Below are 26949 nucleotides of genomic sequence, written 5' to 3'. Positions count from 1 at the left end.
TCTCCTTATCGCCCGTCACCGTGACGGCTATATCAATGAATCAGGCTTGCCTTTATACTACCGCGCGATTGTTTAGAAACTGCCCAAGTGAAACCAAATGGGAAATCTCCGGTGAAGTTCGTAAAGTATTTATTCATCCTTGCAGTCTGTTGCATTCTGCTGGGAGCAGGCTCGATTTACGGTTTGTACAAATATATTGAGCCACAGCTACCTGATGTCGCCACGCTTCGCGATGTGCGACTCCAGATCCCGATGCAAGTCTATAGCGCCGATGGCGAGTTGATGGCGCAGTATGGCGAGAAGCGCCGTATTCCGCTGACCTTAAACCAAATTCCACCTGTTATGGTGAAAGCCTTTATCGCCACTGAGGACAGCCGTTTTTACGAGCACCATGGTGTCGATCCGATAGGGATTTTCCGTGCCGCAAGCATTGCGTTGTTCTCCGGTCATGCCTCTCAGGGGGCGAGTACCATTACGCAACAGCTGGCACGTAACTTCTTCCTCAGTCCGGAAAAGACTCTGATCCGTAAGATCAAAGAGGTGTTCCTTGCGATCCGTATTGAGCAGTTGTTAAGCAAAGACGAGATCCTTGAGCTGTACCTCAATAAAATCTATCTGGGTTACCGTGCCTATGGCGTGGGCGCTGCTGCACAGGTGTACTTTGGTAAACCAGTTGAGCAACTCACCTTAAGCGAAATGGCAACCATCGCGGGTCTGCCGAAAGCGCCTTCCACGTTTAACCCGCTCTACTCGCTCGATCGCGCCACTGCACGTCGTAACGTCGTTCTGTCCCGTATGTTAAGCGAAGGCTATATCAGCCAGAGCGAGTACGACCAGGCGCGTAATGATGTCATTGATGCCAACTACCATGCCCCTGAGATCGCCTTCTCTGCCCCTTATCTGACCGAAATGGTTCGCCAGGAAATGGTGAATCGTTATGGTGACAAGGCCTATGAAGATGGTTATCGCGTTTACACCACTGTTACCCGCAAAGTTCAACAGGCAGCTCAGGAAGCAGTGCGTAATAACGTGCTGGATTACGATATGCGTCACGGCTATCGCGGCCCGTCAAACGTGCTCTGGAAAGTGGGCGAAAGTGCGTGGGACAGCAAAAAAATCACCGGTACGCTGAAAGCGCTGCCAACCTATGGTCCGCTCCTTCCTGCCGTGGTAACTCAAGCCGATCCTCAGGAAGCCGTTGCGACGCTCGCGGACGGCACCTCAGTCTCCCTGCGTATGGACGGTATCCGTTGGGCGCGTCCATACCGTTCGGATACCCTGCAAGGCGCAACGCCGCGTAAAGTGACCGATGCGGTACAAACCGGACAGCAAATCTGGGTGCGCAAGGTAGGTGAGTCCTGGTGGCTGGCGCAGGTTCCGGACGTTAACTCGGCTCTGGTCTCCATTAATCCTCAGAACGGTGCGGTAATGGCCCTGGTCGGTGGGTTCGATTTTAACCAGAGTAAATTTAACCGTGCTACCCAGGCACTGCGTCAGGTCGGTTCCAATATCAAGCCGTTCCTCTACACTGCCGCGATGGATAAGGGCCTGACCCTCGCCAGCATCCTTAACGACGTGCCCATCTCTCGCTGGGATGCCGGTGCCGGTTCCGACTGGCAGCCGAAGAACTCCCCGGCGGAATATGCCGGTCCTATTCGTCTTCGTCAGGGTCTGGGACAGTCGAAAAACGTGGTGATGGTGCGTGCTATGCGCGCGATGGGTGTCGACTATGCTGCCGAGTATCTGCAGCGCTTCGGTTTCCCGGCGCAGAACATCGTTCGTACCGAATCTCTGGCGTTAGGCTCAGCCTCCTTTACGCCGCTTCAGGTTGCACGTGGATACTCGGTAATGGCCAACGGTGGCTTCCTGATTGATCCGTATTTCATCAGTAAAATCGAGAACGATCAGGGTGGCGTACTGTTTGAAGCGAAGCCGAAAATTGCCTGTCCTGACTGCGATATTCCGGTCATTTACGGCAATACGCCGAAATCTGACGTGCTTGAAAATAAGGACATGGAAGACGTCGCTGTGTCTCAGGAGCAGCAGAACGGCGTAGTACCACAGCCGCAACTGGAACAGGCGAACCAGGCGCTGGTGGCGCAGACTGGTGCGCAGGAGTATGCCCCGCATGTGATCAACACGCCGCTGTCGTTCCTGATCAAAAGCGCACTGAACACTAATATCTTCGGTGAACCAGGCTGGCAAGGTACCGGCTGGCGTGCAGGACGTGATTTGCAGCGTCATGACATCGGCGGTAAGACAGGGACCACCAACAGCTCGAAAGATGCGTGGTTCTCCGGCTACGGCCCGGGTGTGGTGACCTCAGTCTGGATCGGTTTCGACGATCATCGTCGTGACTTAGGTCGTACAACGGCATCTGGCGCGATTAAAGATCAGATTTCTGGCTACGAAGGCGGAGCGAAAAGCGCGCAACCTGCCTGGGATGCGTATATGAAGTCTGTTCTTGAAGGTGTTCCGGAACAGCCGCTGACGCCACCGCCAGGCGTGGTGACAGTCAATATCGACCGCAGTACAGGCCAGCTCGCCAACGGCGGGAATAGTCGAGAAGAGTATTTCATCGAGGGCACGCAGCCAACCACACAGGCGGTGCACGAGATGGGTACAGAGATTATTGATAACGGTGAAACGCACGAGTTGTTCTAAATATAAAAATGCCCGATAAAAATCGGGCAAAGTATCGTAGGCCGGGTAAGGCGAAGCCGCCACCCGGCTTTTTTTATGGCCTACAGTCGCCCCTGCCCCTTCAACCACTCCCGTACCAGGAACAGCGCACTCACATTACGCGCTTCGTTAAAGTCCGGGTCTTCCAGCAAATCCATCAGGTGTGCTAACGGCCAGCGAACCTGCGGCAGTGGCTCCGGTTCGTCACCTTCCAGCGATTCTGGATAGAGATCTTCAGCCACCACGATATTCATTTTGCTGGAAAAATAGGACGGTGCCAGGCTCAGTTTTTTCAGGAACGACAGCTCATTTGCACCAAAACCCACCTCTTCTTTCAGCTCGCGGTTTGCCGCTTCAAAGACGGTTTCACCCGGGTCGATAAGTCCTTTCGAAAACCCGAGCTCGTAAGATTCCGTTCCCACAGCGTATTCGCGGATCAAAATCAGATGATCGTCGACAATGGGAACAATCATCACCGCTTCGCGCGCAGAGGGGCGCATACGCTCATAAACGCGACGCACACCGTTGCTGAACTCCAGATCCACGCTTTCGACATTAAACAGGCGCGATTTGGCGATAGTTTCAACATTCAGAATGGTGGGTTTTTGTAGTGGTTTGCTCATCTTGATGGGTCTTAGCAGTGAGAACGGGCTTTATTGTGCGATACGCCGCACGGTTTCGGCAATGTCAATCGTTCTTTATTTACATTTATGCAACGTAATAAAGATCAATCCTCAATTCAAAACAAATGTCAAGAGGTTGAAATGTTTCCAGGAATTTGCTGATATCGCGCCATAACAGGCTTTGCTATCATCATCGGTCACTGGGATGCGCTTCAGAATGCTCAAGTTCGACTCCATACTTGCCGATAGCCAACCACAGACTCTCATTCAATATTAAAGGTGCTACAGACTACACCTGTAAGAAGATAAGTAAGATGGGGAAAGCATGAGCACCATTTTGATTGTTCTCGCTGCTATGCTGGCCGGCGCATTGTTTGCAGGGTGGGTGTACAGGCGTCGCATACAACGCCGTTACCGGTTGCCTTTTTTAAATGCGTTCGCTGGCGCAACGACGCGTAAACTCACGCAAGACGAGCGCGATGCAGTTGAAAACTATCTCGAAACGCTGAACCGTTCTCAGTTAACCCCTGGGCCGACGGGAGCTACTACTGCGCCAGTCTCACTTAAGCTTAATGCGCAAAGTGATACCGTGCTGTGCCTGACGCGCTCCATCACGCGCTATGGCATCACCACTGATGATCCCAACAAATGGCGCTATTACCTTGATTCTGTCGAAGTACATCTGCCCCCTTCCTGGGAGCAATATATTACTGACGAAAACAGCGTTGAACTGATCCACACCGATTCATTACCTCTGGTCATCTCGCTTAACGGTCACACGTTAAGTGAATACCTACAGGAAGCGCCTCGCTTTGCACTGGAACGTGCAAGTTCAACCCAGGCTTCCATCCGTGGCGAAGAGTCAGAGCAGATCGAGCTGCTGAATATCCGCCAGGAGACGCATGAAGAATACGCCCTGAGCCGCCCGGATGGCATTCGTGAAGCCATCCTGATCGTTGCCGCTTTCCTGCTCTTTTTCTGCTGTCTGCTGACGCCGGATGTGTTTGTCCCCTGGCTGGCTGGCGGAGCGGTGTTACTGTTGGCTGCCGGGCTTTGGGGGCTTTTTGCCCCACCAGCAAAAACCTCGTTGCGAGAGATCCACTGCCTGCGCGGTACGCCGAAGCGCTGGGGTCTGTTCGGTGAAAACGATCAGGAGCATCTCAACAATATCTCACTCGGCATTATCGACCTTATCTACCCGCGCCACTGGCAACCATGGATTGCGCAGGATTTAGGACAGAAAACCGATATTGATATCTACCTTGACCGCCACGTTGTGCGTCAGGGGCGATTTTTATCTCTGCATGACGAAGTGAAAAATTTCCCGCTCCAGCACTGGCTACGTAGCACTGTTATTGCCGGAGGCGCCGCGCTGGTCTTTGTCATGCTGCTGCTTTTCGTGCCGCTGGATATGCCCATCAAATTCACCCTGTCGTGGATCAAAGGGGCGCAAACCATCGAAGCGTCCAGCGTCAACAAACTGGATGAAGCCGGTGTGCGCGTAGGAGACACGCTGCGCCTGAAGGGAACCGGGATGTGTAATATTCATACCCCAGGGGCGTGGAATACACGCCAGAACTCACCGTTCATGCCGTTCGATTGCTCGCAAATCATCTGGAACGACGCCCCACCGTTGCCGTTGCCGGAATCCGAAGTGGTGAATAAAGCCACCGCCCTCACTCAGACGGTCAACCGCCAGTTACATCCGAAACCGGATGATGATTCGCGCGTCAGCCCTGCGCTGCGCTCAGCTATTCAGAAATCAGGTATGGTTCTGCTGGATGATTTTGGCGACATTGTTCTGAAAACGAAGGATTTATGCTCCTCGCAAGACGAGTGTGTGCGTCTCAAAAACGCCCTGGTAAACCTGGGGAACAGTAAAGACTGGGACTCGCTGGTGAAACGTGCCGAAGCGGGTCGACTGGATGGCGTCAACGTGCTGCTGCGTCCGGTTAGCGCGGAATCGCTGGATAACCTGGTGGCTACCTCGACAGCACCGTTCATGATGCGTGAAACCACCCGTGCGGCTCAGGCGCTGAACAGCCCGGCACCGGGTGGCTTTGTCATTGTCAGTGATGAAGGTAGTGACCTGGTCGATCAACCTTATCCGCAGGTTGCGCTTTATGATTACCCGGCACAAGAGCAGTGGGGCCAATTTCAGCGCCTGGCGCAGATGCTGATGCAAACACCGTTCAGTGCCGAAGGGATCGTCACGAGTATTTATACTGATGCCAACGGTACCCGTCATATCGGCCTGCACCGGATGCCGGATAGCGCAGGTTTGTGGCGCTACATTGGTACCTCGCTGCTGATGTTAGCCATGTTGTTCTCTATCTTCTGGAACGGTTTTATGGCCCTGCGTCGCTACCAGCGCTCACGCACCCGGCTGGCTGACATCCAGCAGTATTACGAAAATTGCCTCAATCCTAAGCTGCTCCCCTCCTCTGAGAGCCTGATCTGATAACGTCCTCGCGCGACAAGATGTGCTACCCTGTCGCGCACGTTTCTTCTGGCTGGAGTACCCCTTATGCATCTTGATATCGCTTGGCAGGAGGTTGATACCGTTCTGCTGGATATGGACGGCACACTGCTCGATCTCGCCTTTGATAACTATTTCTGGCAAAAGCTGGTTCCGGAAACCTATGGCGAACAGCAGGGGATCTCCCCGGCAGAAGCGCAGGCATTCATTCGTTCGCAATATAGCGCGGTGCAGCATACGCTTAACTGGTACTGTCTTGACTACTGGAGCGAACGCCTCGGTTTGGATATTTGTGCCATGACTACCGCTCAGGGCCCACGCGCCGTGCTGCGTGAAGATACTGTTCCTTTCCTGGATGCACTGAAAGCCAGCGGCAAGCGCCGTATTTTGCTGACCAATGCGCATCCTCATAATCTGGCGGTAAAGCTGGAACATACGGGTCTGGCTTCACACCTTGATTTATTACTTTCTACCCACACATTTGGTTATCCGAAAGAGGATCAGCGGTTGTGGCACGCGGTGAAAGAAGAGACGGGATTGCAGCCCGAACGCACGCTGTTTATTGACGATAGCGAGCCCATTCTGGATTCCGCAGCCACCTTTGGCATTCGCTATTGTCTGGGGGTCACTAATCCTGACTCTGGCCTGGCTGAAAAAAGCTATCTGCGCCATCCTGGGCTGAATGACTATCGCCAGATGATCCCCTCACTCACCGTGAAGGAGACGCCATGAAAGAAAAACCCTCTGACGGGGTAAGACTGGATAAATGGCTGTGGGCAGCCCGTTTTTATAAAACGCGCGCCCTTGCCCGCGAGATGATTGACGGCGGGAAAGTGCATTACAACGGCCAGCGCAGTAAATCGAGCAAACTGGTTGAGTTGAATGCCACCCTGACGCTGCGTCAGGGCAACGATGAACGAACGGTGGTGATTAAAGCCATTACCGAACAACGACGGCCCTCAACCGAAGCCGTACTGCTTTATGAAGAGACGGCTGAAAGCATTGAAAAGCGTGAGAAAACCGCGCTGGCGCGCAAAATGAACGCGCTGACTATGCCACACCCGGACCGGCGGCCGGATAAAAAAGAGCGCCGCGATCTGATGAAATTTAAACACGGTGAGACTGAGTAACCTCACCCGCACGAGAGACTAAAATGGCCCAACACGACCAATTACACCGCTATCTGTTTGAACAATTCGCCGTGCGCGGCGAGCTGGTCACCGTATCCGAAACCTGGAAACAGATTCTGGAAAACCACAACTACCCACTGCCGGTGAAGACCCTGTTGGGCGAACTGCTGGTTGCCACCAGCTTGCTGACGGCGACGCTGAAATTCGCGGGTGATATCACCGTGCAATTGCAGGGTGATGGCCCGATGACGCTGGCGGTGATCAACGGCAATAACCAGCAGCAGATGCGCGGCGTGGCACGCGTTCAGGGCGATGTACCTGAAAATGCAGATCTGAAAACGCTGGTGGGTAATGGCTACCTGGTGATCACTATCTCTCCTGAGGAAGGTGAACGCTATCAGGGCGTGGTCGGTCTGGAAGGCGATACGCTGGCGGCCTGCCTGGAAGATTACTTTATGCGTTCTGAGCAGCTGCCAACCCGTCTGTTCATTCGCACCGGTGAAGTGGACGGTCAGCCAGCTGCAGGTGGTATGTTGCTGCAGGTTCTGCCGGCTCAGGACGCGCAGACCAATGATTTTGAACACCTGGCGACGCTGACTGAAACCATCAAAGCGGAAGAGTTGTTCAACCTGTCGGCGACTGATGTGCTGTGGCGTCTGTATCACGAAGAAGAAGTGACCGTTTACGACCCGCAGTCGGTGGAGTTTAAGTGCACCTGTTCACGTGAACGCTGTGCTGGCGCACTGAAGACGCTGCCGGACGAAGAGATCGACAGCATCATGGCGGAAGATGGCGAAATTGATATGCACTGTGACTACTGCGGTACGCACTATGTGTTCAATTCGATGGATATCGCTGAGATCCGCAATAACGCCTCCCCGGCTGACCCACAGGTACACTAGTACTTTCCCCTCTCCCCGTGGGGGAGGGGTAAAATCCCCGCCCATGCTGAATCGTTTTCATAATGTAACTCTTACGTAATTTTCTTACGTGTATGCGATTACATTCACATTCCTTCCGATAATATCACCAGCCTTTAACCTTTTCGGAACATTTTCCCCAACCAAAAAGCGATTCCTGCGATAATCCGCCTGCCCTGTGACTGGAGTCGCAGCGTTTTCCGTTAGTAAGGGTTTTGTCCAGATGCGTAAATCTATGAGCCCCGTCGCGGTTAACAACCTCAGAAAAACCCTACAATTTCAGGCAGTACATATTGGCTAAGGAGCAGTGATATGCGTGTTACTGGTTTAACCCCGCAAGATCTCAAGGCTTATGGTATTAACGACGTCCAGGAAATCGTCTACAACCCCGACTACGATACGCTGTATCAGGAAGAGCTCAATCCAGCACTGGAAGGATACGAGCGCGGTGTGTTGACGAATCTTGGTGCTATCGCCGTCGATACCGGTATCTTTACCGGTCGTTCGCCGAAAGATAAGTATATCGTCCGCGACGAAACCACCCGCGATACGCTGTGGTGGGCTGACAAGGGCAAAGGGAAGAACGATAACAAACCGCTCTCCCCGGAGACCTGGCAGCATCTGAAAGGGCTCGTCACCCATCAACTTTCCGGCAAGCGTCTGTTCATTGTCGATGCTTTCTGTGGCGCAAACGCCGACACCCGTCTCTCCGTACGTTTTATCACCGAAGTGGCCTGGCAGGCGCATTTCGTGAAAAACATGTTTATTCGTCCAACCGACGAAGAGCTGAAGAATTTCACCCCGGATTTCATCGTGATGAACGGTGCGAAATGCACTAACCCACAGTGGAAAGAGCAGGGTCTGAACTCCGAAAACTTTGTTGCCTTCAACCTGACCGAGCGTATCCAACTGATCGGTGGTACCTGGTACGGCGGCGAAATGAAGAAAGGGATGTTCTCCGTCATGAACTACCTGCTGCCGCTGCGGGGCATCGCCTCCATGCACTGCTCGGCTAACGTCGGTGAAAAAGGTGACGTGGCGGTGTTCTTCGGACTTTCCGGTACCGGGAAAACCACTCTGTCCACCGATCCGAAACGTCGTCTGATTGGCGATGACGAACACGGCTGGGATGACGACGGGGTATTCAACTTTGAAGGCGGCTGCTACGCGAAGACCATTCGCCTGTCTGAAGAGGCCGAGCCGGATATCTTCCACGCTATTCGTCGCGATGCGCTGCTGGAAAACGTCACCGTGCGTGCCGATGGCTCCATCGACTTCGACGATGCGTCGAAAACGGAAAACACCCGCGTCTCTTACCCGATCTATCACATCGACAATATCGTGAAGCCGGTGTCAAAAGCGGGTCATGCCACGAAGGTCATTTTCCTGACGGCGGATGCGTTCGGCGTGCTGCCTCCGGTGTCTCGCCTGACTGCCAGCCAGACACAGTACCACTTCCTCTCCGGTTTCACCGCCAAGCTGGCGGGTACTGAGCGCGGCGTGACTGAACCCACCCCAACCTTCTCCGCCTGCTTCGGCGCGGCATTCCTGTCGCTGCATCCGACGCAGTACGCTGAGGTGCTGGTAAAACGCATGCAGGCATCCGGTGCGCAGGCGTACCTGGTGAACACGGGCTGGAACGGTACCGGCAAGCGTATCTCCATCAAAGATACGCGCGCCATTATCGACGCCATTCTGGATGGTTCTCTGGATAACGCGGAAACCTTCACGCTGCCAATGTTTGATCTGGCGATCCCAACAGAGCTGCCGGGTGTGGATACGCATATCCTCGACCCACGCAACACTTACGGTTCGCCGGAACAATGGCGCGAGAAAGCGGAATCGCTGGCGAAGTTGTTTATTGAGAACTTCGAGAAGTACACCGATACCCCGGCGGGTGAAGCGCTGGTGAGTGCGGGACCGAAGCTGTAGGTAAAAGCAAAAAGGCAACGAAAGTTGCCTTTTTTAATGTTTTCTTCCTCTCCCCGTGGGAGAGGGCATCAGGCCGCACCCTTTTGTTAACTCTCTTTCACCTGTCCCCGCGTTACCGGCACCGGCAACCAGGCGCGAATGCTCAACCCACCCCGCTCGCTGGTCCCAATCTCCAGCAACCCGTTATGGTTATCAATGATACGCTGCACAATCGCCAGACCTAAGCCTGTACCGCTGGTGCTGCGCGCGCTGTCACCACGAACAAATGGCTGGAACAGATGCTTACGCTGCTCAGGCTTGATGCCCGGACCATCGTCTTCCACCTGGAACCAGGCGCGGTTGAGTTCAGACCCGCTGCTGACTTTAATCCAGCCATTGCCGTAGCGCGCCGCATTGACCACCATGTTCGCCACCGCACGTTTGATAGAGAGCGGGTGCATGCGGACCTGGATCTCACCCGCCTGAAGGTCGGTATCAATCTCGCGCTCGTAGCCGCTTTCCGCCGCCACCACTTCACCCAGCACCGCGTTCAGATCTGCCATCTCCATTGGCATCTCCTGCCCGGTGCGCAGGTAGTCGATGAACTGCTCAATGATGGCATTACACTCTTCGATGTCCTTGTTGATGGACTCGGCAAGATAGCCGTCCTCTTCCCCCATCATCTCCGTCGCCAGACGAATACGCGTTAGCGGCGTGCGCAGGTCATGGCTCACACCGGCCATCAGCAGTGTACGGTCATCCGCCAGTTGCTTCACACCGGCTGCCATATGGTTAAACGCACGCGTCACGGAACGGACCTCAGAGGCACCATACTCACGCAATGGAGGAGGAATAATCCCTTTACCGACCTGCAGCGCAGCGTGCTCCAGGTCGACCAGCGGTCGGTTCTGTATACGGATAAACAACCAGGCTCCGCCTATCGCCAGCAGCATAATCGCCAGGGTATAGCGGAACAGCGGTGAGAAATCGCCCTGATGGATTTCGGTCAGTGGAACGCGCACCCAGATATTGGGTGACAGCCAGGTTTTCAGCCAGACAACAGGTGAGCTTTTGTTGACCTCGACGCGCACTTCCGTCGGGCCGCCGAGCTGCTGCGCCATCTGCTGGCTAAGGAATTCATAATGCTGCGCCCAGCGCAGTCCCGCGTCTTCCGCCGCTTCATTTGAGTAGAGCGAAATGCCCAGCTCACGGTAGATTTCACGACGGAAGGCAGGGGGGACAACCAGCTGCGTGCCATCCTCCAGTTGCAGTTTATCGGTCATCAGCATACGGACTTCGTACGCCAGAACCTTATTAAACTGCTGGAGGCTTGGCAGGATCGCAAAGTTCAGCACCACCAGATAGGTCGTCACCAGGCTGACGAACAGCAAGGTGACGATCAACAGCAGGGTGCGGGCAAACGAGCTTCGCGGCGAGAAGCGCATTCGCCTCATGCTTTAGAACCGTCCGGGACAAATACGTAGCCAAGACCCCAAACGGTCTGAATATAACGAGGATGCGCCGGATCTTCTTCCACCATGCGGCGCAGACGAGAGATCTGCACGTCGATGGAGCGTTCCATTGCGGAGTATTCGCGGCCACGCGCCAGGTTCATCAGCTTGTCACGGGACAGCGGCTCACGTGGGTGGCTGACCAGTGCTTTGAGAACGGCAAACTCGCCGCTGGTGAGTGGCATAGGTTCGTCTTCACGGAACATCTCGCGCGTGCCGAGGTTCAGCTTAAACTTACCGAAGGCAATAACAGCTTCTTCCTGCGATGGTGCACCAGGCAGTTCGTTTGCCTGACGACGCAGCACGGCGCGAATACGTGCCAGCAGTTCACGCGGGTTAAACGGTTTTGGAATGTAGTCGTCAGCACCAATTTCGAGGCCCACGATACGGTCAACTTCTTCACCCTTCGCCGTCACCATGATGATCGGCATCGGGTTGCTCTGGCTACGCAGACGACGGCAGATAGAAAGCCCATCCTCACCTGGCAGCATCAGGTCGAGCACCATCAGGTGGAAAGATTCACGGGTCAGCAGACGATCCATCTGCTCAGCGTTCGCGACGCTACGAACCTGGAAGCCCTGCTCGGTCAGATAACGTTCCAGCAGCGCACGCAGGCGCATGTCGTCATCCACGACCAGAATTTTGTAGTTCTCTTGCATTGTATTTACTCCCAAAGGTTCGGATAGTCTTTGTAACAGCGTATTCTAAAAAAGTGCACGTGTTCGACCAGCTAATTCTGGTATAAATTCTAGTCGAAATTGTTACAAAGCATATTTAACAGCAGCTTATCTGCACATTTCATCACATAAATCATTATTAATGCTGTCTGTTACGCTATGTGATACGTAATGTGCGCAAGGTTTGCAATGATGTCGAGTCTGAAGGTCACCCCATGAAAACGCCCCTGATCACCCGCGAAGGGTACGAAAAACTCAAAAAAGAGATGGATTACCTGTGGCGCGAAGAGCGTCCAGAAGTGACGAAAAAAGTCACCTGGGCTGCGAGCCTCGGCGATCGCAGCGAAAATGCTGATTATCAGTACAACAAGAAGCGACTGCGCGAGATCGACCGTCGGGTGCGCTATCTGACGAAATGCCTTGAGAACCTCAAAATTGTCGATTACTCCCCACAGCAGGAGGGCAAAGTGTTCTTCGGCGCATGGGTGGAAATTGAAAACGATAACGGCGATACCCTGCGTTTTCGCATCGTCGGCTATGATGAAATTTTTGGTCGTAAGGATTACATCTCTATTGACTCCCCTATGGCCCGCGCGCTGTTGAAAAAAGAAGTGGGCGATTTAGCCATCGTTCAGACACCTGCCGGTGAAGCCAGCTGGTACGTCAATGAGATCGAGTACGTAAAATAGTCCGAGAGCGCCCTCCCCGGCTGGCATTTTGCCGTGTCAGCCCGTATAACTATCCCCTGATTTTTGACCCACAAGATGATAAAGCCATGATGAAAGATTCGCTCTGCCGCATTATTGCGGGTGAACTTCAGGCCAGAGCCGAACAGGTAGAAGCTGCCGTTCGCCTGCTTGATGAAGGGAACACCGTGCCGTTTATTGCACGTTATCGTAAGGAAGTCACCGGCGGTCTGGATGACACACAGCTGCGTAACCTGGAGACCCGTCTGGGTTATCTGCGCGAACTGGAAGAACGTCGTCAGGCGATCCTCAAATCCATCGGCGAACAGGGTAAACTGAGCACCGAGCTGGAAAGCGCCATTAACGGCACCCTGAGCAAAACTGAACTCGAAGACCTCTATCTGCCGTACAAACCAAAGCGCCGCACGCGCGGGCAGATTGCGATTGAAGCGGGTCTTGAGCCACTGGCCGACCTGCTGTGGAACGAACCTTCCCACGATCCAGATACCGAAGCGGCGAAATTCATCGACGCTGACAAAGGCGTAGCGGACACCAAGGCCGCCCTCGACGGCGCGCGTTATATTCTGATGGAGCGCTTCGCCGAAGACGCCGCCCTGCTCGCCAAAGTGCGTGATTATCTGTGGAAAAACGCCCACATTGTCTCGACCGTCGTCGCGGGTAAAGAGGAAGAAGGCGCGAAATTCCGCGACTACTTCGATCACCACGAACCCATTTCAACGACCCCGTCTCACCGTGCGCTGGCGATGTTCCGTGGCCGCAACGAAGGCGTGCTGCAGCTTTCCCTGAATGCCGACCCGCAGTTTGACGAGCCGCCGAAAGAGAGCCACTGCGAGCAGATCATTATCGATCACCTCGGCCTGCGCCTGAACAACGCCCCGGCGGACAGCTGGCGTAAAGGTGTGGTGAGCTGGACGTGGCGTATCAAAGTGCTGATGCACCTCGAAACCGAGCTGATGGGCACCGTGCGCGAGCGCGCCGAAGATGAAGCAATCAATGTGTTTGCCCGCAACCTGCACGATCTGCTGATGGCCGCCCCGGCTGGCCTTCGCGCCACCATGGGTCTCGATCCGGGTCTGCGTACGGGCGTAAAAGTGGCGGTAGTTGACGGCACCGGTAAGCTGGTGGCAACCGACACCATCTATCCACACACTGGCCAGGCAGCGAAAGCGGCTGTCGCAGTGGCGGCACTGTGCGAGAAGTACAACGTGGAGCTGGTTGCTATCGGCAACGGTACGGCATCCCGCGAAACCGAACGTTTCTACCTCGACGTGCAGAAACAATTCCCGAAAGTAACGGCACAGAAAGTGATCGTCAGTGAAGCGGGGGCATCCGTCTATTCCGCATCTGAACTGGCGGCGCAGGAGTTCCCGGACCTGGACGTTTCTCTGCGTGGCGCGGTCTCTATCGCTCGTCGTCTGCAGGATCCGCTGGCAGAGCTGGTGAAGATTGACCCGAAATCCATCGGTGTGGGCCAGTATCAGCACGACGTAAGCCAGACTCAGCTCGCACGTAAGCTGGATGCGGTGGTGGAAGACTGCGTAAACGCCGTCGGTGTAGATCTGAACACCGCCTCCGTTCCCCTGTTGACCCGTGTTGCAGGTTTAACCCGCATGATGGCGCAGAACATCGTCGCCTGGCGTGATGAGAACGGTCAGTTCCAGAACCGTCAGCAGCTGCTGAAGGTGAGCCGTCTGGGGCCAAAAGCTTTTGAGCAGTGTGCGGGCTTCCTGCGCATCAACCACGGTGATAACCCGCTGGATGCCTCAACCGTTCACCCGGAAGCTTACCCGGTGGTGGAACGCATTCTGGCCGCTACCCAACAGGCACTGAAAGACCTGATGGGAGATAACAGTGCGCTACGCAACCTGAAAGCCGCGGATTTCACCGATGATAAATTTGGTGTGCCAACCGTCACTGACATCATCAAAGAGCTGGAAAAACCGGGCCGCGATCCACGTCCTGAGTTCAAAACAGCGACCTTTGCCGACGGTATCGAGACCATGAACGACCTGCTGCCAGGCATGGTGCTGGAAGGTGCGGTGACCAACGTCACCAACTTTGGCGCGTTTGTGGATATCGGTGTGCATCAGGATGGTCTGGTCCATATCTCGTCCCTCGCTGACAAGTTCGTGGAAGACCCGCATACCGTGGTCAAAGCGGGCGATATCGTGAAGGTTAAAGTGCTGGAAGTGGATTTACAGCGCAAACGTATCGCCCTGACCATGCGTCTGGATGAACAACCAGGCGAAACCAACGCGCGCCGTGGCGGCAATGGTGGTGGTCGCGAGCAGCAGCGCCCGGCCGCTAAAGCCGCGAAACCGCGTGGACGTGATACGCAGCCTGCAGGTAACAGCGCGATGATGGATGCGCTGGCGGCCGCGATGGGTAAAAAACGCTAAGGTCGTAAATGCCCGGTGGCGCTACGCTTACCGGGCATACAGTATTGTAGGCCGGGCAAACGCAGTGCCGCCCGGCAAGCAGGCCGCAGGGAAATAAAATATATGGTGTAGCCATATTTAAACCACTAATTATCACCCCGTTAACAAATACTCCCCTTTTCGTTTTCCAGGCATTTCAGCAAATATTGAGCAAGGTCAAACAGGCCGTAAATTAATCCCGCAAACAACATTCCGTCACAGTTTTATTATTGCTGATACAAACTATTCTCATTATCATCGCATAGTAGATTATTTAACCTTCGTGGGATCAGGCATTATGCAATTCACTCCAGACAGTGCATGGAAAATTACCGGTTTTACCCGTGAAATTAGCCCAGCCTATCGGCAAAAGCTGCTGTCGCTGGGCATGCTACCCGGCTCGTCTTTCCAGGTCGTGCGCGTTGCCCCGTTAGGTGATCCCGTTCATATCGAAACCCGCCGCGTGAATTTGGTGCTGCGTAAGAAAGACCTCGCATTAATAGAAGTCGAAGCCTTATCTCAATAACAAGCCAGCGGTTTCAGTGAGTCTACTAAAATGAAAAAATTAACTATTGGCTTAATTGGTAATCCGAATTCCGGCAAGACCACGTTATTTAACCAGTTAACCGGAGCACGTCAGCGCGTGGGTAACTGGGCAGGCGTGACGGTTGAGCGTAAAGAAGGCCAGTTCACGACAACAGACAACCAGGTCACACTGGTTGACCTTCCGGGCACCTATTCCTTAACCACGATTTCGTCGCAAACTTCGCTCGATGAGCAGATTGCCTGTCACTATATTCTTGGCGGCGACGCGGATCTGCTGATCAACGTGGTCGACGCTTCCAATCTTGAGCGTAACCTCTATCTGACGCTGCAACTGCTGGAGCTGGGTATTCCCTGCATCGTGGCGCTTAACATGCTCGACATTGCAGAGAAACAGAAGCTGCGCATCGACGTCGATGCTCTCTCCGCGCGTCTGGGTTGCCCGGTGGTTCCGCTGGTGTCGACGCGTGCTCGCGGGATTGATGCCCTGAAGCTGGCGATTGACCGTCATGCGGGAAATCGCGACGTTGAGCTGGTGCATTACGCACAACCACTTCTGCGCGAAGCCGGTCTGCTGGCAGAGGAAATGGACAAAAGCATGCCCGCAAAACAGCGTCTGTGGCTCGGCCTGCAAATGCTGGAAGGGGATATCTACAGCCGTGCATACGCCGGGCATGCGGCAGATAAACTGGATGTCACAATCGCCCGTCTTAGCGACGAGCTGGATGACCCGGCCCTGCACATCGCAGATGCACGTTATCAGGCTATCGCCTCGATTTGCGACGTTGTCAGTAACGCCCTCACGGCGGAACCGAGCCGTTTTACCGCTGCGGTAGATAAGATTGTGCTTAACCGTTTCCTGGGTTTGCCGATCTTCCTGCTGGTGATGTATGTGATGTTCCTGCTCGCCATTAACATCGGTGGCGCGCTGCAGCCTATTTTCGATGCGGGTTCCGTCGCGGTCTTCGTGCACGGTATTCAGTGGGTGGGTTACACCCTGCACTTCCCGGAATGGCTAACCATCTTCCTGGCCCAGGGGATCGGTGGCGGTATCAACACCGTTCTGCCACTGGTGCCGCAAATCGGCATGATGTATCTGTTCCTCTCCTTCCTGGAGGATTCCGGTTACATGGCACGCGCAGCGTTTGTCATGGACCGTCTGATGCAGGCTCTTGGTCTGCCGGGCAAATCCTTCGTCCCGCTGATTGTTGGCTTCGGCTGTAACGTACCGTCGGTGATGGGCGCACGTACCCTGGATGCACCGCGTGAACGTCTGATGACCATCATGATGGCGCCGTTTATGTCCTGCGGTGCGCGCCTGGCCATCTTTGCGGTCTTTGCGGCAGCCTTCTTTGGTCAGCAAGGGGCGCTGGCAGTCTTCTCGCTGTACGTGCTGGGCATTGTGATGGCGATCCTGACCGGCTTAATGCTGAAACACACCATTATGCGTGGCGAAGCATCACCCTTTGTCATGGAGTTGCCGGTCTATCACGTACCACATCTTAAGAGCCTGGTGATCCAGACCTGGCAACGCCTGAAAGGCTTTGTGCTGCGCGCGGGCAAAGTGATCGTCATCGTCAGCATTTTCCTGAGCGCACTGAACAGCTTCACTCTGAGTGGACAAGCAGCAGATAACATCAACGATTCTGCTCTTGCCTCTGTCAGCCGCGTCATCACGCCAGTCTTCAAACCGATTGGCGTGCATGAGGACAACTGGCAGGCGACCGTTGGCCTGTTCACCGGTGCGATGGCGAAAGAAGTGGTTGTCGGCACCCTGAACACGCTTTACACCGCTGAGAACATTCAGGAGCAGGAATTTAATCCGGCAGAGTTTCACCTCGGTAACGAACTGTTGGGTGCGGTAGAGGAAACCTGGCAGAGCCTGAAAGACACCTTCAGCCTGAGCGTACTGGCAAACCCCATTGAAGCCAGCAAAGGCGACGGTGAAATGGCGACGGGTGCGATGGGCGTGATGAGTGAGAAGTTTGGCAGCGAGTCCGCAGCTTACAGCTACCTCATCTTTGTCCTGCTCTATATTCCGTGCATCTCCGTGATGGGGGCGATTTCCCGTGAGTCCAGCCGTGGCTGGATGGGATTCTCCATTCTGTGGGGGTTAAACATTGCTTACTCGCTGGCGACGCTCTTTTACCAGACCGTTAACTTTAGCCAGCACCCGCGTTACAGCCTGGTCTGTATTCTGGCGGTTGTCCTGTTTAACGTGTTAGTTATCAGTCTGCTACGTCGGGCACGCAGCCGTGTCGATATCGACCTGCTGGCAAGCCGTAAAACCGCCGCCACTTGTTGCAGCAGCCCGGCGGGTGACTGTCACTAAGGAGTAAGCCATGGCATCGTTGATTCAGGTTCGTGATCTGCTGGCATTACAAGGGCGGATGGAGGCGAAACAGCTGAGCCTCAGCCTGAATACGCCGCAACCGATGATCGATGCCATGCTGGAAAGGCTGGAAGCCATGGGGAAAGCCGTGCGGATTCAGGAAGAAGCGGAAGGTTGTCTCTCCGGCAGTTGTAAAAGCTGCCCGGAAGGTAAGGCCTGCCTCAGGGAGTGGTGGGCTTTGCGTTAATAAAGCCGGGCAGAGATGCCCGGCTTTATCGTATTACTTATAGACGTCCGCCGTTGCGCGCACGTTTTTTGTATCTTTATTCGCACTGGTTATCACGTAGTACGTCCCACCCAGTTCATCCGCTTTCTTCGACAGCTCACTTCTGGCGTCCATCGGCGCGGTAGTGTCAGACGTAGAAATCTCACCAATTTTGGTCAGATTCATCCCGGCAACTTTATCTTTTTCCAGCTCTTTTGCCGCAAAGACGCCAAATGAAAGTGACCCAATAACCAGAGAAGTGACAATACCTGTAACAAGTTTCATAGCCTGACTCTCCTTAGGATTGTTGTTTTGATTGTCGTAGGCAGAACCACCGCAACGACATCTGGAGTATGGTTGCGGTGTATGACTTTTTCCAGGCTGGATAGAAATTAATCAGTCTAAACGTTGACTTAACGCAACGAGCGCTGAACAAAACTCCACCGGATGAGAGATAAACGGGGCATGCGCCGCTTTGGCAATAACCTGCGATTCACTTTCCGGCCAGAGCGAATCCAGCAATGGAACCACTTTCCGTGGAACCAGTCCGTCGAGGTAGCCATAGATACGCAGATGCGGCATCGTCAGCGCAGACAGCGGTTCACGCAGGTCAACCGTTTTCAGGATCTCAAGACCACCGTTAAGCACCTCAACATCCGGCATCGGCAGGGAAAGCACGGTCTGCTTCAGCGCTCTCGCATCCTGACGAGCGGTTTCGGTTCCCATCGTTTGCAATGCGAGGAACCGTTCAACGGTCCGCTGGAAATCTTCACTCAGTTGTTGCTGGAAGCCCGCCAGCACATCCGGTTTTATACCTGGCCACGACGCTTGTGCACTAAAACACGGCGACGAGGCTACGGTCACCAGCGCGCTCACGCGTTCAGGTCGGGTGAGCGCAATCTGGCTCGCCACCAGCCCGCCCAGGCTCCAGCCCAGCCAGATGGCGTTTTGTGGCGCGGCGGCCAGAACCTGCTGTGCCATCTCATCAAGCGACATAGGGCCAAAACCACGACTGCGACCAAAACCCGGTAAGTCCACCAGATGCAGCGTGAAATGCGAGGCCAGTTCCTCGTTTATGCAATTCCATACTTCCGCATTCAGGCCCCATCCGTGCAGCAGCACAAGATGGCAATTTCCTGTCCCTACAGTCTGCCACCACAGCGTCTTCATCAGTTACTGTTCTCTTTATTTCACATGGAGGTTGCACATGCTAACAGTGCCTGGCTTGTGCTGGCTATGCCAAATGCCACTTGCACTCAGTGGGTGGGGGATCTGTTCCGTCTGTACGCGGTCGCTGGAAGGACGTCTCACGGTCTGCCCACAATGTGGTTTACCGGCCACGAGCCGACATATACCCTGCGGCCGCTGCCTGAAAAAATCCCCGCCGTGGAGCACGCTGGTGGCGGTAGATGATTATGTTCCACCGTTGAGCAGGCTCATTCACGCCCTGAAGTTTTCCGGCCAGAGTTCGCTGGCGCAACCCCTCGCACGCCTCTTATTGCTGGCGGTTTTACAGGCTCGGCGTAGCCGCACACTGCCGAGAATCGACAGGGTGGTGAATGTCCCCTTATACCGACGCCGACACTGGCGGCGCGGCTACAACCAGAGTGACCTGCTCTGTCGACCACTCGCCCGCTGGCTCGGCTGTGAGTATGATGCCTGCGCGATCACGCGTGTCCATGCCACCGCCATCCAGCACCAGCTCAACGCCCGGCTTCGCAAAAGAAACCTCAAAAATGCCTTTCGCCTTGAATTAGCGGTCAAAGGCCTCCATATCGCGATTGTGGATGATGTCGTCACCACTGGCAGTACCGTTGCTGAACTTTCCCGACTGCTTTTGCGAAGCGGCGCCGCGTCGGTTCAGGTATGGTGTCTGTGCCGTACCTTGTAGCCCTTCTTCAATGGGCGTATGATTATACCCAGGTAATTTAGTCAACTATTAGGCCAAAGCTATGATCCGTATTTCCGATTCTGCACAAGCGCACTTTGCCAAACTGCTGGCAAATCAGGAAGAAGGGACGCAGATCCGCGTGTTTGTGATCAATCCAGGCACTCCGAATGCAGAATGTGGTGTCTCTTATTGTCCGCCGGATGCGGTAGAAGCAACTGACACTGCCCTTAAATTTGAACAGCTCACCGCATACGTTGATGAACTGAGCGCACCGTATCTTGAAGATGCGGAGATCGACTTCGTCACCGACCAGCTGGGTTCTCAGCTGACCCTGAAAGCGCCAAACGCGAAAATGCGTAAAGTGGCAGACGATGCGCCGCTGATGGAGCGCGTAGAGTATCTTCTGCAGTCCCAAATCAACCCACAGCTGGCGGGCCACGGTGGTCGTGTTTCCCTGATGGAAATCACTGACGAAGGCTTCGCCATTCTGCAGTTTGGCGGCGGCTGTAACGGGTGTTCCATGGTCGATGTGACCCTGAAAGAAGGGATCGAAAAGCAACTGCTGAACGAATTCCCGGAACTGAAAGGCGTGCGTGATCTGACCGAACACCAGCGCGGCGAGCACTCTTACTACTGATTCAGTGCCCGTCTGTATCGCCCGGTAGCACTGCGCTTACCGGGCCTACAGAAACAATGTGGGCCTGACACCTTCTCCCCCTCCCCCCATATGTTGACCTGCGTCTCATAATTCAAATTTAGCCTCCCAGGGTGATTCTCAATCACATCATGTTACCCGTATCATTCTCGTGGGCACTAAGCACTCTCATAACAGCCGACTAAACTAATTAGTTTCTAAGGTATCAGTACTAGTGCCGTAATCACTCTGTTCCCAGTTGGGACAAGCGGAATTTGTCGTTGAAACAATGACGTTACCCATAACAATTCAAAGGCCAGGTAAATCATGCCATTAGTCATCGTTGCTATCGGTGTTGTGTTATTACTGCTCTTGATGATCCGTTTCAAAATGAACGGATTTATCGCTTTGGTTCTGGTGGCACTTGCAGTCGGTCTGATGCAAGGGATGCCGCTGGTGAAAGTCATCAGCTCCATTAAAGCCGGTGTCGGCGGGACGCTCGGCAGCCTGGCGTTGATCATGGGCTTCGGTGCCATGCTCGGCAAAATGCTGGCGGACTGCGGTGGTGCTCAACGTATTGCCACCACGCTGATTGCCAAATTTGGTAAGAAGAACATCCAGTGGGCGGTGGTTTTAACCGGTTTTACCGTCGGTTTCGCACTGTTCTATGAAGTGGGCTTTGTGCTGATGCTGCCACTGGTGTTCACCATTGCGGCAGCGGCAAACATTCCCCTGCTGTATGTCGGTGTACCAATGGCTGCGGCGTTGTCCGTCACGCACGGCTTCCTGCCACCGCACCCGGGTCCAACCGCTATCGCGACCATCTTCCACGCCGATATGGGTAAAACGCTGCTGTTCGGCACAATTCTCGCTATCCCAACAGTGATCCTGGCTGGCCCTGTTTATGCCCGTTTCCTGAAAGGAATTGATAAGCCAATCCCGGAAGGTTTGTACAGCGCAAAAACCTTCACCGAAGAAGAGATGCCTGGCTTTGGCGTCAGCGTCTGGACCTCTCTGGTGCCGGTTATCCTGATGGCGATGCGTGCCGTGGCAGAGATGATCCTGCCGAAAGGTCACCCGTTCCTGTCCGTTGCGGAGTTCCTGGGTGACCCGGTGATGGCAACCCTGATTGCGGTATTGATCGCGATGTTCACCTTCGGTCTGAACCGTGGTCGTTCAATGGATCAGATCAACGACACGCTGACCTCCTCCATCAAAATCATTGCCATGATGCTCCTGATCATCGGTGGTGGCGGTGCGTTCAAGCAGGTACTGGTCGACAGCGGCGTGGATAAATACATCGCAGCCATGATGCATGAAACCAACGTGTCTCCGCTCCTGATGGCCTGGTCTATCGCCGCGGTTCTGCGTATTGCTCTCGGTTCTGCGACTGTGGCCGCCATCACCGCCGGTGGTATCGTTGCGCCACTGATTGCCACGACGGGTGTTAGCCCTGAACTGATGGTTATCGCAGTCGGTTCCGGTAGCGTGATTTTCTCTCACGTAAACGATCCGGGCTTCTGGCTGTTCAAGGAGTACTTCAACCTGACTATCGGTGAAACCATCAAGTCCTGGTCTGCGCTGGAAACCATTATTTCAGTGTGTGGTCTGGTCGGGGTTCTGCTGTTGAATATGGTTATCTGATGTAAAAAAAGAACCCGCCAACTGGCGGGTTCTTTTTTATTTCTTCTTCACTACTGCTCGTCTGCGCTTATCTAAATCCTTAATCAGCTTGTTCACCCCATCATCAGCAAACATCTTCTCAAGGCTCACGGACAACTTGCGACGCCAGTTCTTGTACTGATAGCTGGTTCCCGGAATGTTCACCGGCCCGGCCATATCAATCCAGTCTTCCGGCTGCAGCCCCAGCAGGGCGCTGTTGCTGTCAGCGATATAGCGCTGCAAGCCACGGTTGAGCGTCGGGGTCATCGCCATCAGCGACGCTTTATGCCCGGCACGTTTCGGCAGACAGCCATGCTTATGCAACGAATCCAGCAAGCCCTGTTTCGCCAGCTCACGATCCTGATACAGACCGCGTAATACCTCTTCATCTGGATACAGCCCCAGCGTTTTGCCAAGCGTCAGGTCACCGCTTTCCCAATAGCCACGCAGCGTAGGAAGATCATGCGTCGTCGCGACTGCCATTGACTGTTCAGGGTACGCTTTCGGCGCGCGGAAGGTTTTCTCATGGTCGTTTTCAAAATAGAGCACTTTATAGGAATACACACCGCTATCACGCAGTTTACTGACAATCTCCACTGGTACAGTACCCAGATCTTCACCGATCACCATGCACTGATGGCGCTTACTTTCCAGCGCCAGAATTGACAGGAGATCGTCAACCGGATACTGCACATACGCCCCGTGATCCGCCGTTTCACCGTATGGGATCCACCACAGACGCAGCACGGACATCACATGGTCGATACGCAGCGCCCCGCAGTTCTGCATGTTAGCGCGCAGCAGGTCGATAAACGGCTCGTAAGCACGCGCCGCCATCACGTGCGGATCCATCGGCGGTAATCCCCAGTTCTGACCGAGCGGGCCAAGGATATCAGGCGGTGCGCCTACAGAGGCCTTCAGGCAGTAAAGCTCACGGTCACACCATGTTTCCGCCCCGCCTTCAGCTACACCCACGGCCAGGTCACGATACAGGCCAATCGGCATCTTGTAGCCCTGGCTTACCTGCCAGCAGGCAGCAAACTGGCTGTACGCCAGCCACTGCAGCCACAGGTAGAAATCCACCTCGTCTGCATGTTTCTTACAGAACGCTTTCACTTCCGGGGTATCAACAGATTGATACGCTTGTGGCCATACCGGCCAGCCCCAGCGCATTTCATCCTCTTTCACCTGATACGCGTGTAAAGCATCAAATGCCGCCTGCCAGTAAAGGCTTTCGCCCTCCTGGATAACAAACTGACGAAAAGCCGCCATCTGCTCATCATCGCGCCGGGCAAAACCTTTCCACGCCAGACGTAAAGCCGCCATCTTCAGCGAGGTAACCGTTGAGTAATCAACCCATTCTGCGTCACGAGCCTGCTTCAGCATCTGCTGGGTGGTCGGAAGCTTCCACCATGCCTGCGCTTCTTTGTTGTTTTTGAAGTCATCTAACGCGTTAACGTCGATATAGATGACATTCAGCCAGCGACGGGACGACGGGCTATACGGGCTGGCACTTTCCGGGTTGGCCGGATAGAGAGCGTGAATAGGGTTAAGACCAATAAATGCGCCGCCGCGCTCCCCCACCGATGCCAGCATTTTTTTCAGGTCGCCAAAATCACCGATGCCCCAGTTGCTGTCGGAACGCAACGTGTAGAGCTGCACGCAGGCGCCCCACAGCTTTTTACCTTCAAGCAACGCCTGCGGTTCATAGCAACGTTTTGGTGCCACAATCACCCGACAAGGGTATCGCTGGTCGTCCTGGGTGAGCGTTAAGGTGTGATAGCCCTCTGGCAGTTTTGCCGGAAGGTTTAGCATTTTGCCGCCGGTGGCATGGCCTTTGTGCTGATGCCCCTCTTCGGTGGTGAGCAGCCAGCTAAATTCACCGCGCCCCTCCACCGCCAGCGACATCTTTTTGCCTGAAGTGAAAACATTCACATTCGGCACCGGAGCAACCGACGCTTTCGCGTCGGTTTTGTGCATGGCATCCAGCAAACGTCTTTTGGTGTCCGCACCAATAGACTGCGGTTTGCCGTGCGCATTGATGTAACTGAGGCTAATTCCCGCCGCCTGTGCGGCACTGTCCAGACGTTTACTCTCCATCGCGCTTCCTTAGCGTTTTGCCTGCCAGATACGGGCCTGATAATCACGAATTGAGCGGTCAGAGCTGAACATACCGCAGCGGGCGGTATTCAGAATGCACGCCCGGGTCCAGGCTTCCTGGTCGCGATACAGAACATCAACCTGTTTTTGTGCGTCGACATAGGCTGTGAAGTCCGCCATCACCAGATACGGGTCGCCGCCATGCTTGTCCATGCTGTGCAGCATCTGGTCAAACGCATGCTTGTCGCCGTCGCTGTATTTACCGCTTTCCAGCTCTTTCAGCACCGCATCGAGCACTTTATCTTTCTTACGCCATTTCACCGGGTCGTAGCCTTTAGCCTTGATGGCTTTCACTTCTTCCACGGTATGACCGAAGATAAATATATTCTCTTCACCCACTTTCTCGGCGATTTCGACGTTTGCACCGTCCAGTGTGCCAACCGTCAGCGCGCCGTTGAGCGCCAGCTTCATGTTGCCGGTACCGGATGCTTCTTTACCCGCTGTAGAAATCTGCTCGGAGATATCTGCCGCCGGGATCAGCATTTCAGCCGCCGAGACACAGTAATCCGGCAGGAACACCACTTTCAGCTTGTCGCCGACTTTCGGATCGTTGTTGATGGCTTCAGCAACCTTGTTGATTGCCAGAATGATGTTTTTCGCCAGGTAGTAGCCCGGCGCCGCTTTCGCACCGAACAGGAACACGCGTGGAACGAGATCGGCTTTCGGATTCTCGCGGATCTCTTTGTACAGCGCCAGAATGTGCAGCAGATTCAGGTGCTGACGTTTGTACTCATGCAGGCGTTTGATCTGAATGTCGAAAATGGCATTCGGGTTGATCTCAATTCCGGTACGCGCTTTGACAAACGCTGCCAGGCGAACTTTGTTTTCCCGCTTGATCGCGCGGTACTGCTCGCGGAATTTCGCGTCGTCGGCGTATTTTTCCAGGTTGATGAGCTGGTCCAGATCGTTGGCCCACTCTTTTTTCAGGGTTTTATCCAGCAGTCCTGCCAGCAGTGGGTTGCACTGCTTGATCCAGCGACGCGGCGTGATGCCGTTAGTCACGTTGTGGAATTTGGTCGGCCACAGCTGGTGATATTCCGGGAACAGATCTTTTACCACCAGATCCGAGTGCAGCGCTGCCACACCGTTTACAGCAAAGCCGCTTACCACACACATGTTTGCCATGCGGACCTGTTTGTCATGAACTACTGCCAGCTTCGCCCAGACCTCTTTGTCACCAGGCCAGGTCTTTTTCACCAGCACTTTAAAGTTGTCGTTAATCTTGTTGATGATCTGCATATGACGCGGCAGCAGTGTTTTCACCAGCTTCTCGTCCCAGCACTCCAGCGCTTCTGGCATCAGGGTGTGGTTGGTGTAAGCGAAGGTACGACTGGTGATCGCCCATGCGTCATCCCAGCTCAGCTGATGCTCGTCGATCAGCACGCGCAGCAGTTCCGGGATCGCGATCGTCGGGTGTGTGTCGTTGAGTTGAATCACTTCGAAATCAGGCAGTTGAGCCAGCTTGCGGCCTGCCAGATGATGACGACGCAGGATATCCGCCACGGAACAGGCACACTGGAAGTACTGCTGCATCAAACGCAGTTTTTTACCCGCCAGGTGGTTGTCGTTCGGGTAGAGGACTTTCGTCAGCTTCTCGGCGTCGATACCTTGCTGTTCAGCACGCAGGAAATCGCCATCGTTGAATTTGGTCAGGTTGAACGGATGCGCATGCTTCGCCTGCCACAGACGCAGAGGCTGCGCCACGCCGTTACGGTAACCCAGTACTGGCAGATCCCAGGCTTCGCCAGTAATGGTGAAGGCCGGTTCCCAGAGCCCCTCCTTCGTGACTTTCCCACCAATCCCGACCTGCACATCCAGCTGCGCGTTATGGCGGAACCACGGGTAAGTATTGCGGTGCCAGTCGTCCGGCGCTTCCATCTGATGACCATCGGCAAATGACTGACGGAACAGGCCGTACTGGTAGTTGAGACCATAGCCAATTGCTGACTGGCCGACGGTTGCCATGGAGTCAAGGAAGCAGGCAGCCAGACGTCCCAGTCCACCGTTACCCAGCGCGGGGTCAATCTCTTCTTCCAGCAGATCGGTCAGATTAATGTCATGCTCTTTGAGCACATCACCAACGTCCTGATACCAGCCAAGGTTCAGCAGGTTGTTGCCCGTCAGACGGCCAATCAGGAATTCCATCGAGATGTAGTTCACGTGTCGCTGGTTTTTCACCGGCTTTGCCAAAGGCTGAGCATCCAGCTGTTCCGCGAGCGCACCACTCACCGCCTGCCACCACTGGTGAGGCGTCATTTCGTTTGCCGCATGAAGGCCAAAACGCTGCCACTGACGCGTCAGGGCAGCCTGGAATTGAGCTTTGTTGAAGGTAGGCTGTGACATAGGGGATCGGCATCCTTTAGAAAGAAAACACAAGTTGGCGCTAGTGTGCCTGGCTCATTTCA

General features: G+C 54.5%; 21 protein-coding genes. 14 read left to right on the top strand and 7 right to left on the bottom strand.

Annotated features, from left to right (window positions below):
* Positions 1-111 precede the first annotated feature (111 nt).
* Positions 112-2664, top strand: a complete 2553-nt coding sequence (gene mrcA / locus HED65_RS16285) for a peptidoglycan glycosyltransferase/peptidoglycan DD-transpeptidase MrcA (protein WP_114979351.1) — start codon at positions 112-114, stop codon at positions 2662-2664.
* Between the two features lie 80 nt (positions 2665-2744).
* Here mrcA and nudE read toward each other — a convergent pair whose 3' ends face one another.
* Complete coding sequence (nudE, locus tag HED65_RS16280) at positions 2745-3305, bottom strand: ADP compounds hydrolase NudE (protein ID WP_114979350.1); 561 nt, start codon at positions 3303-3305, stop codon at positions 2745-2747.
* A 325-nt stretch (positions 3306-3630) separates the two neighbouring features.
* Here nudE and HED65_RS16275 point away from each other — a divergent pair, with 325 nt between their 5' ends.
* The 5 genes from HED65_RS16275 (at position 3631) to pckA (ending at position 9766) form a co-directional block, all read left to right on the top strand.
* Positions 3631-5766: an intracellular growth attenuator family protein gene (locus HED65_RS16275; RefSeq protein ID WP_114979349.1), complete on the top strand. Its 2136-nt coding sequence runs from the start codon at positions 3631-3633 to the stop codon at positions 5764-5766.
* Positions 5767-5832: 66 nt separating this feature from the next.
* On the top strand, positions 5833-6516 hold the full coding sequence (yrfG, locus tag HED65_RS16270) for a GMP/IMP nucleotidase (protein WP_049007368.1): 684 nt from the start codon (positions 5833-5835) through the stop codon (positions 6514-6516).
* Positions 6513-6914 (top strand): ribosome-associated heat shock protein Hsp15, encoded by a 402-nt coding sequence (gene hslR, locus HED65_RS16265; protein ID WP_114979348.1) that lies wholly within the window; start codon positions 6513-6515, stop codon positions 6912-6914. Before yrfG ends, hslR begins: the two co-directional genes overlap by 4 nt.
* A 23-nt stretch (positions 6915-6937) precedes the next feature.
* Positions 6938-7816 (top strand): Hsp33 family molecular chaperone HslO, encoded by an 879-nt coding sequence (hslO, locus tag HED65_RS16260; protein WP_023309492.1) that lies wholly within the window; start codon positions 6938-6940, stop codon positions 7814-7816.
* 330 nt (positions 7817-8146) lie between these two features.
* Positions 8147-9766 (top strand): phosphoenolpyruvate carboxykinase (ATP), encoded by a 1620-nt coding sequence (gene pckA / locus HED65_RS16255; protein WP_114979347.1) that lies wholly within the window; start codon positions 8147-8149, stop codon positions 9764-9766.
* Positions 9767-9852: 86 nt separating this feature from the next.
* Here pckA and envZ read toward each other — a convergent pair whose 3' ends face one another.
* Together envZ and ompR are read right to left on the bottom strand one after the other, a co-directional pair.
* Positions 9853-11199 carry a two-component system sensor histidine kinase EnvZ gene (envZ, locus tag HED65_RS16250; protein WP_023309494.1) on the bottom strand — a complete coding sequence of 449 codons (1347 nt, stop codon included), beginning with the start codon at positions 11197-11199 and terminating at the stop codon, positions 9853-9855.
* Positions 11196-11915 (bottom strand): osmolarity response regulator transcription factor OmpR, encoded by a 720-nt coding sequence (gene ompR, locus HED65_RS16245; protein ID WP_001157751.1) that lies wholly within the window; start codon positions 11913-11915, stop codon positions 11196-11198. Before ompR ends, envZ begins: the two co-directional genes overlap by 4 nt.
* Positions 11916-12148: 233 nt before the next feature.
* On the opposite strand from ompR, the gene greB reads away from it, so the two are divergent.
* From greB to feoC, 5 genes are all read left to right on the top strand, one after another.
* On the top strand, positions 12149-12622 hold the full coding sequence (gene greB, locus HED65_RS16240; protein ID WP_114979346.1) for a transcription elongation factor GreB: 474 nt from the start codon (positions 12149-12151) through the stop codon (positions 12620-12622).
* 86 nt (positions 12623-12708) lie between these two features.
* Positions 12709-15039, top strand: a complete 2331-nt coding sequence (locus HED65_RS16235) for a Tex family protein (RefSeq protein ID WP_114979345.1) — start codon at positions 12709-12711, stop codon at positions 15037-15039.
* A 316-nt stretch (positions 15040-15355) separates the two neighbouring features.
* On the top strand, positions 15356-15583 hold the full coding sequence (gene feoA / locus HED65_RS16230; protein ID WP_010436417.1) for a ferrous iron transporter A: 228 nt from the start codon (positions 15356-15358) through the stop codon (positions 15581-15583).
* Positions 15584-15613: 30 nt separating this feature from the next.
* Positions 15614-17932 (top strand): Fe(2+) transporter permease subunit FeoB, encoded by a 2319-nt coding sequence (gene feoB / locus HED65_RS16225; protein ID WP_114979344.1) that lies wholly within the window; start codon positions 15614-15616, stop codon positions 17930-17932.
* 10 nt (positions 17933-17942) lie between these two features.
* Positions 17943-18179, top strand: coding sequence for a [Fe-S]-dependent transcriptional repressor FeoC (feoC, locus tag HED65_RS16220; protein ID WP_114979343.1), 237 nt, complete (start codon positions 17943-17945; stop codon positions 18177-18179).
* A 33-nt stretch (positions 18180-18212) separates the two neighbouring features.
* Here the strand turns inward: feoC and HED65_RS16215 are convergent, their stop codons facing one another.
* Positions 18213-18482: a YdgH/BhsA/McbA-like domain containing protein gene (locus tag HED65_RS16215; RefSeq protein ID WP_114979342.1), complete on the bottom strand. Its 270-nt coding sequence runs from the start codon at positions 18480-18482 to the stop codon at positions 18213-18215.
* A 111-nt stretch (positions 18483-18593) separates the two neighbouring features.
* Entirely contained in the window at positions 18594-19367 is a 774-nt protein-coding gene (bioH, locus tag HED65_RS16210; RefSeq protein WP_114979341.1) for a pimeloyl-ACP methyl ester esterase BioH, read from the bottom strand.
* 37 nt (positions 19368-19404) lie between these two features.
* Between bioH and gntX the strand changes: the two genes are divergently transcribed.
* The 3 genes from gntX to gntT all read left to right on the top strand — a co-directional run bounded on the left by gntX (position 19405) and on the right by gntT (position 22366).
* Positions 19405-20088: a DNA utilization protein GntX gene (gene gntX / locus HED65_RS16205; RefSeq protein ID WP_114979340.1), complete on the top strand. Its 684-nt coding sequence runs from the start codon at positions 19405-19407 to the stop codon at positions 20086-20088.
* Positions 20089-20149: 61 nt separating this feature from the next.
* Positions 20150-20725 (top strand): Fe-S biogenesis protein NfuA, encoded by a 576-nt coding sequence (gene nfuA, locus HED65_RS16200; protein ID WP_028018035.1) that lies wholly within the window; start codon positions 20150-20152, stop codon positions 20723-20725.
* A 324-nt stretch (positions 20726-21049) separates the two neighbouring features.
* Complete coding sequence (gntT, locus tag HED65_RS16195) at positions 21050-22366, top strand: gluconate transporter (protein ID WP_014171973.1); 1317 nt, start codon at positions 21050-21052, stop codon at positions 22364-22366.
* 36 nt (positions 22367-22402) lie between these two features.
* Here the strand turns inward: gntT and malQ are convergent, their stop codons facing one another.
* Positions 22403-24484 carry a 4-alpha-glucanotransferase gene (gene malQ, locus HED65_RS16190; RefSeq protein WP_114979339.1) on the bottom strand — a complete coding sequence of 694 codons (2082 nt, stop codon included), beginning with the start codon at positions 24482-24484 and terminating at the stop codon, positions 22403-22405.
* Between the two features lie 9 nt (positions 24485-24493).
* Positions 24494-26887 (bottom strand): maltodextrin phosphorylase, encoded by a 2394-nt coding sequence (malP, locus tag HED65_RS16185; RefSeq protein ID WP_114979338.1) that lies wholly within the window; start codon positions 26885-26887, stop codon positions 24494-24496.
* Between the last annotated feature and the right edge of the window lie 62 nt (positions 26888-26949).

The sequence above is a fragment of the Pantoea sp. LS15 genome (assembly GCF_012241585.1).
GTDB lineage: Bacteria > Pseudomonadota > Gammaproteobacteria > Enterobacterales > Enterobacteriaceae > Enterobacter.
The sequence above is the reverse complement of the archived record's forward strand: the minus strand, read 5'-3'. Positions and strand labels throughout refer to the sequence as shown.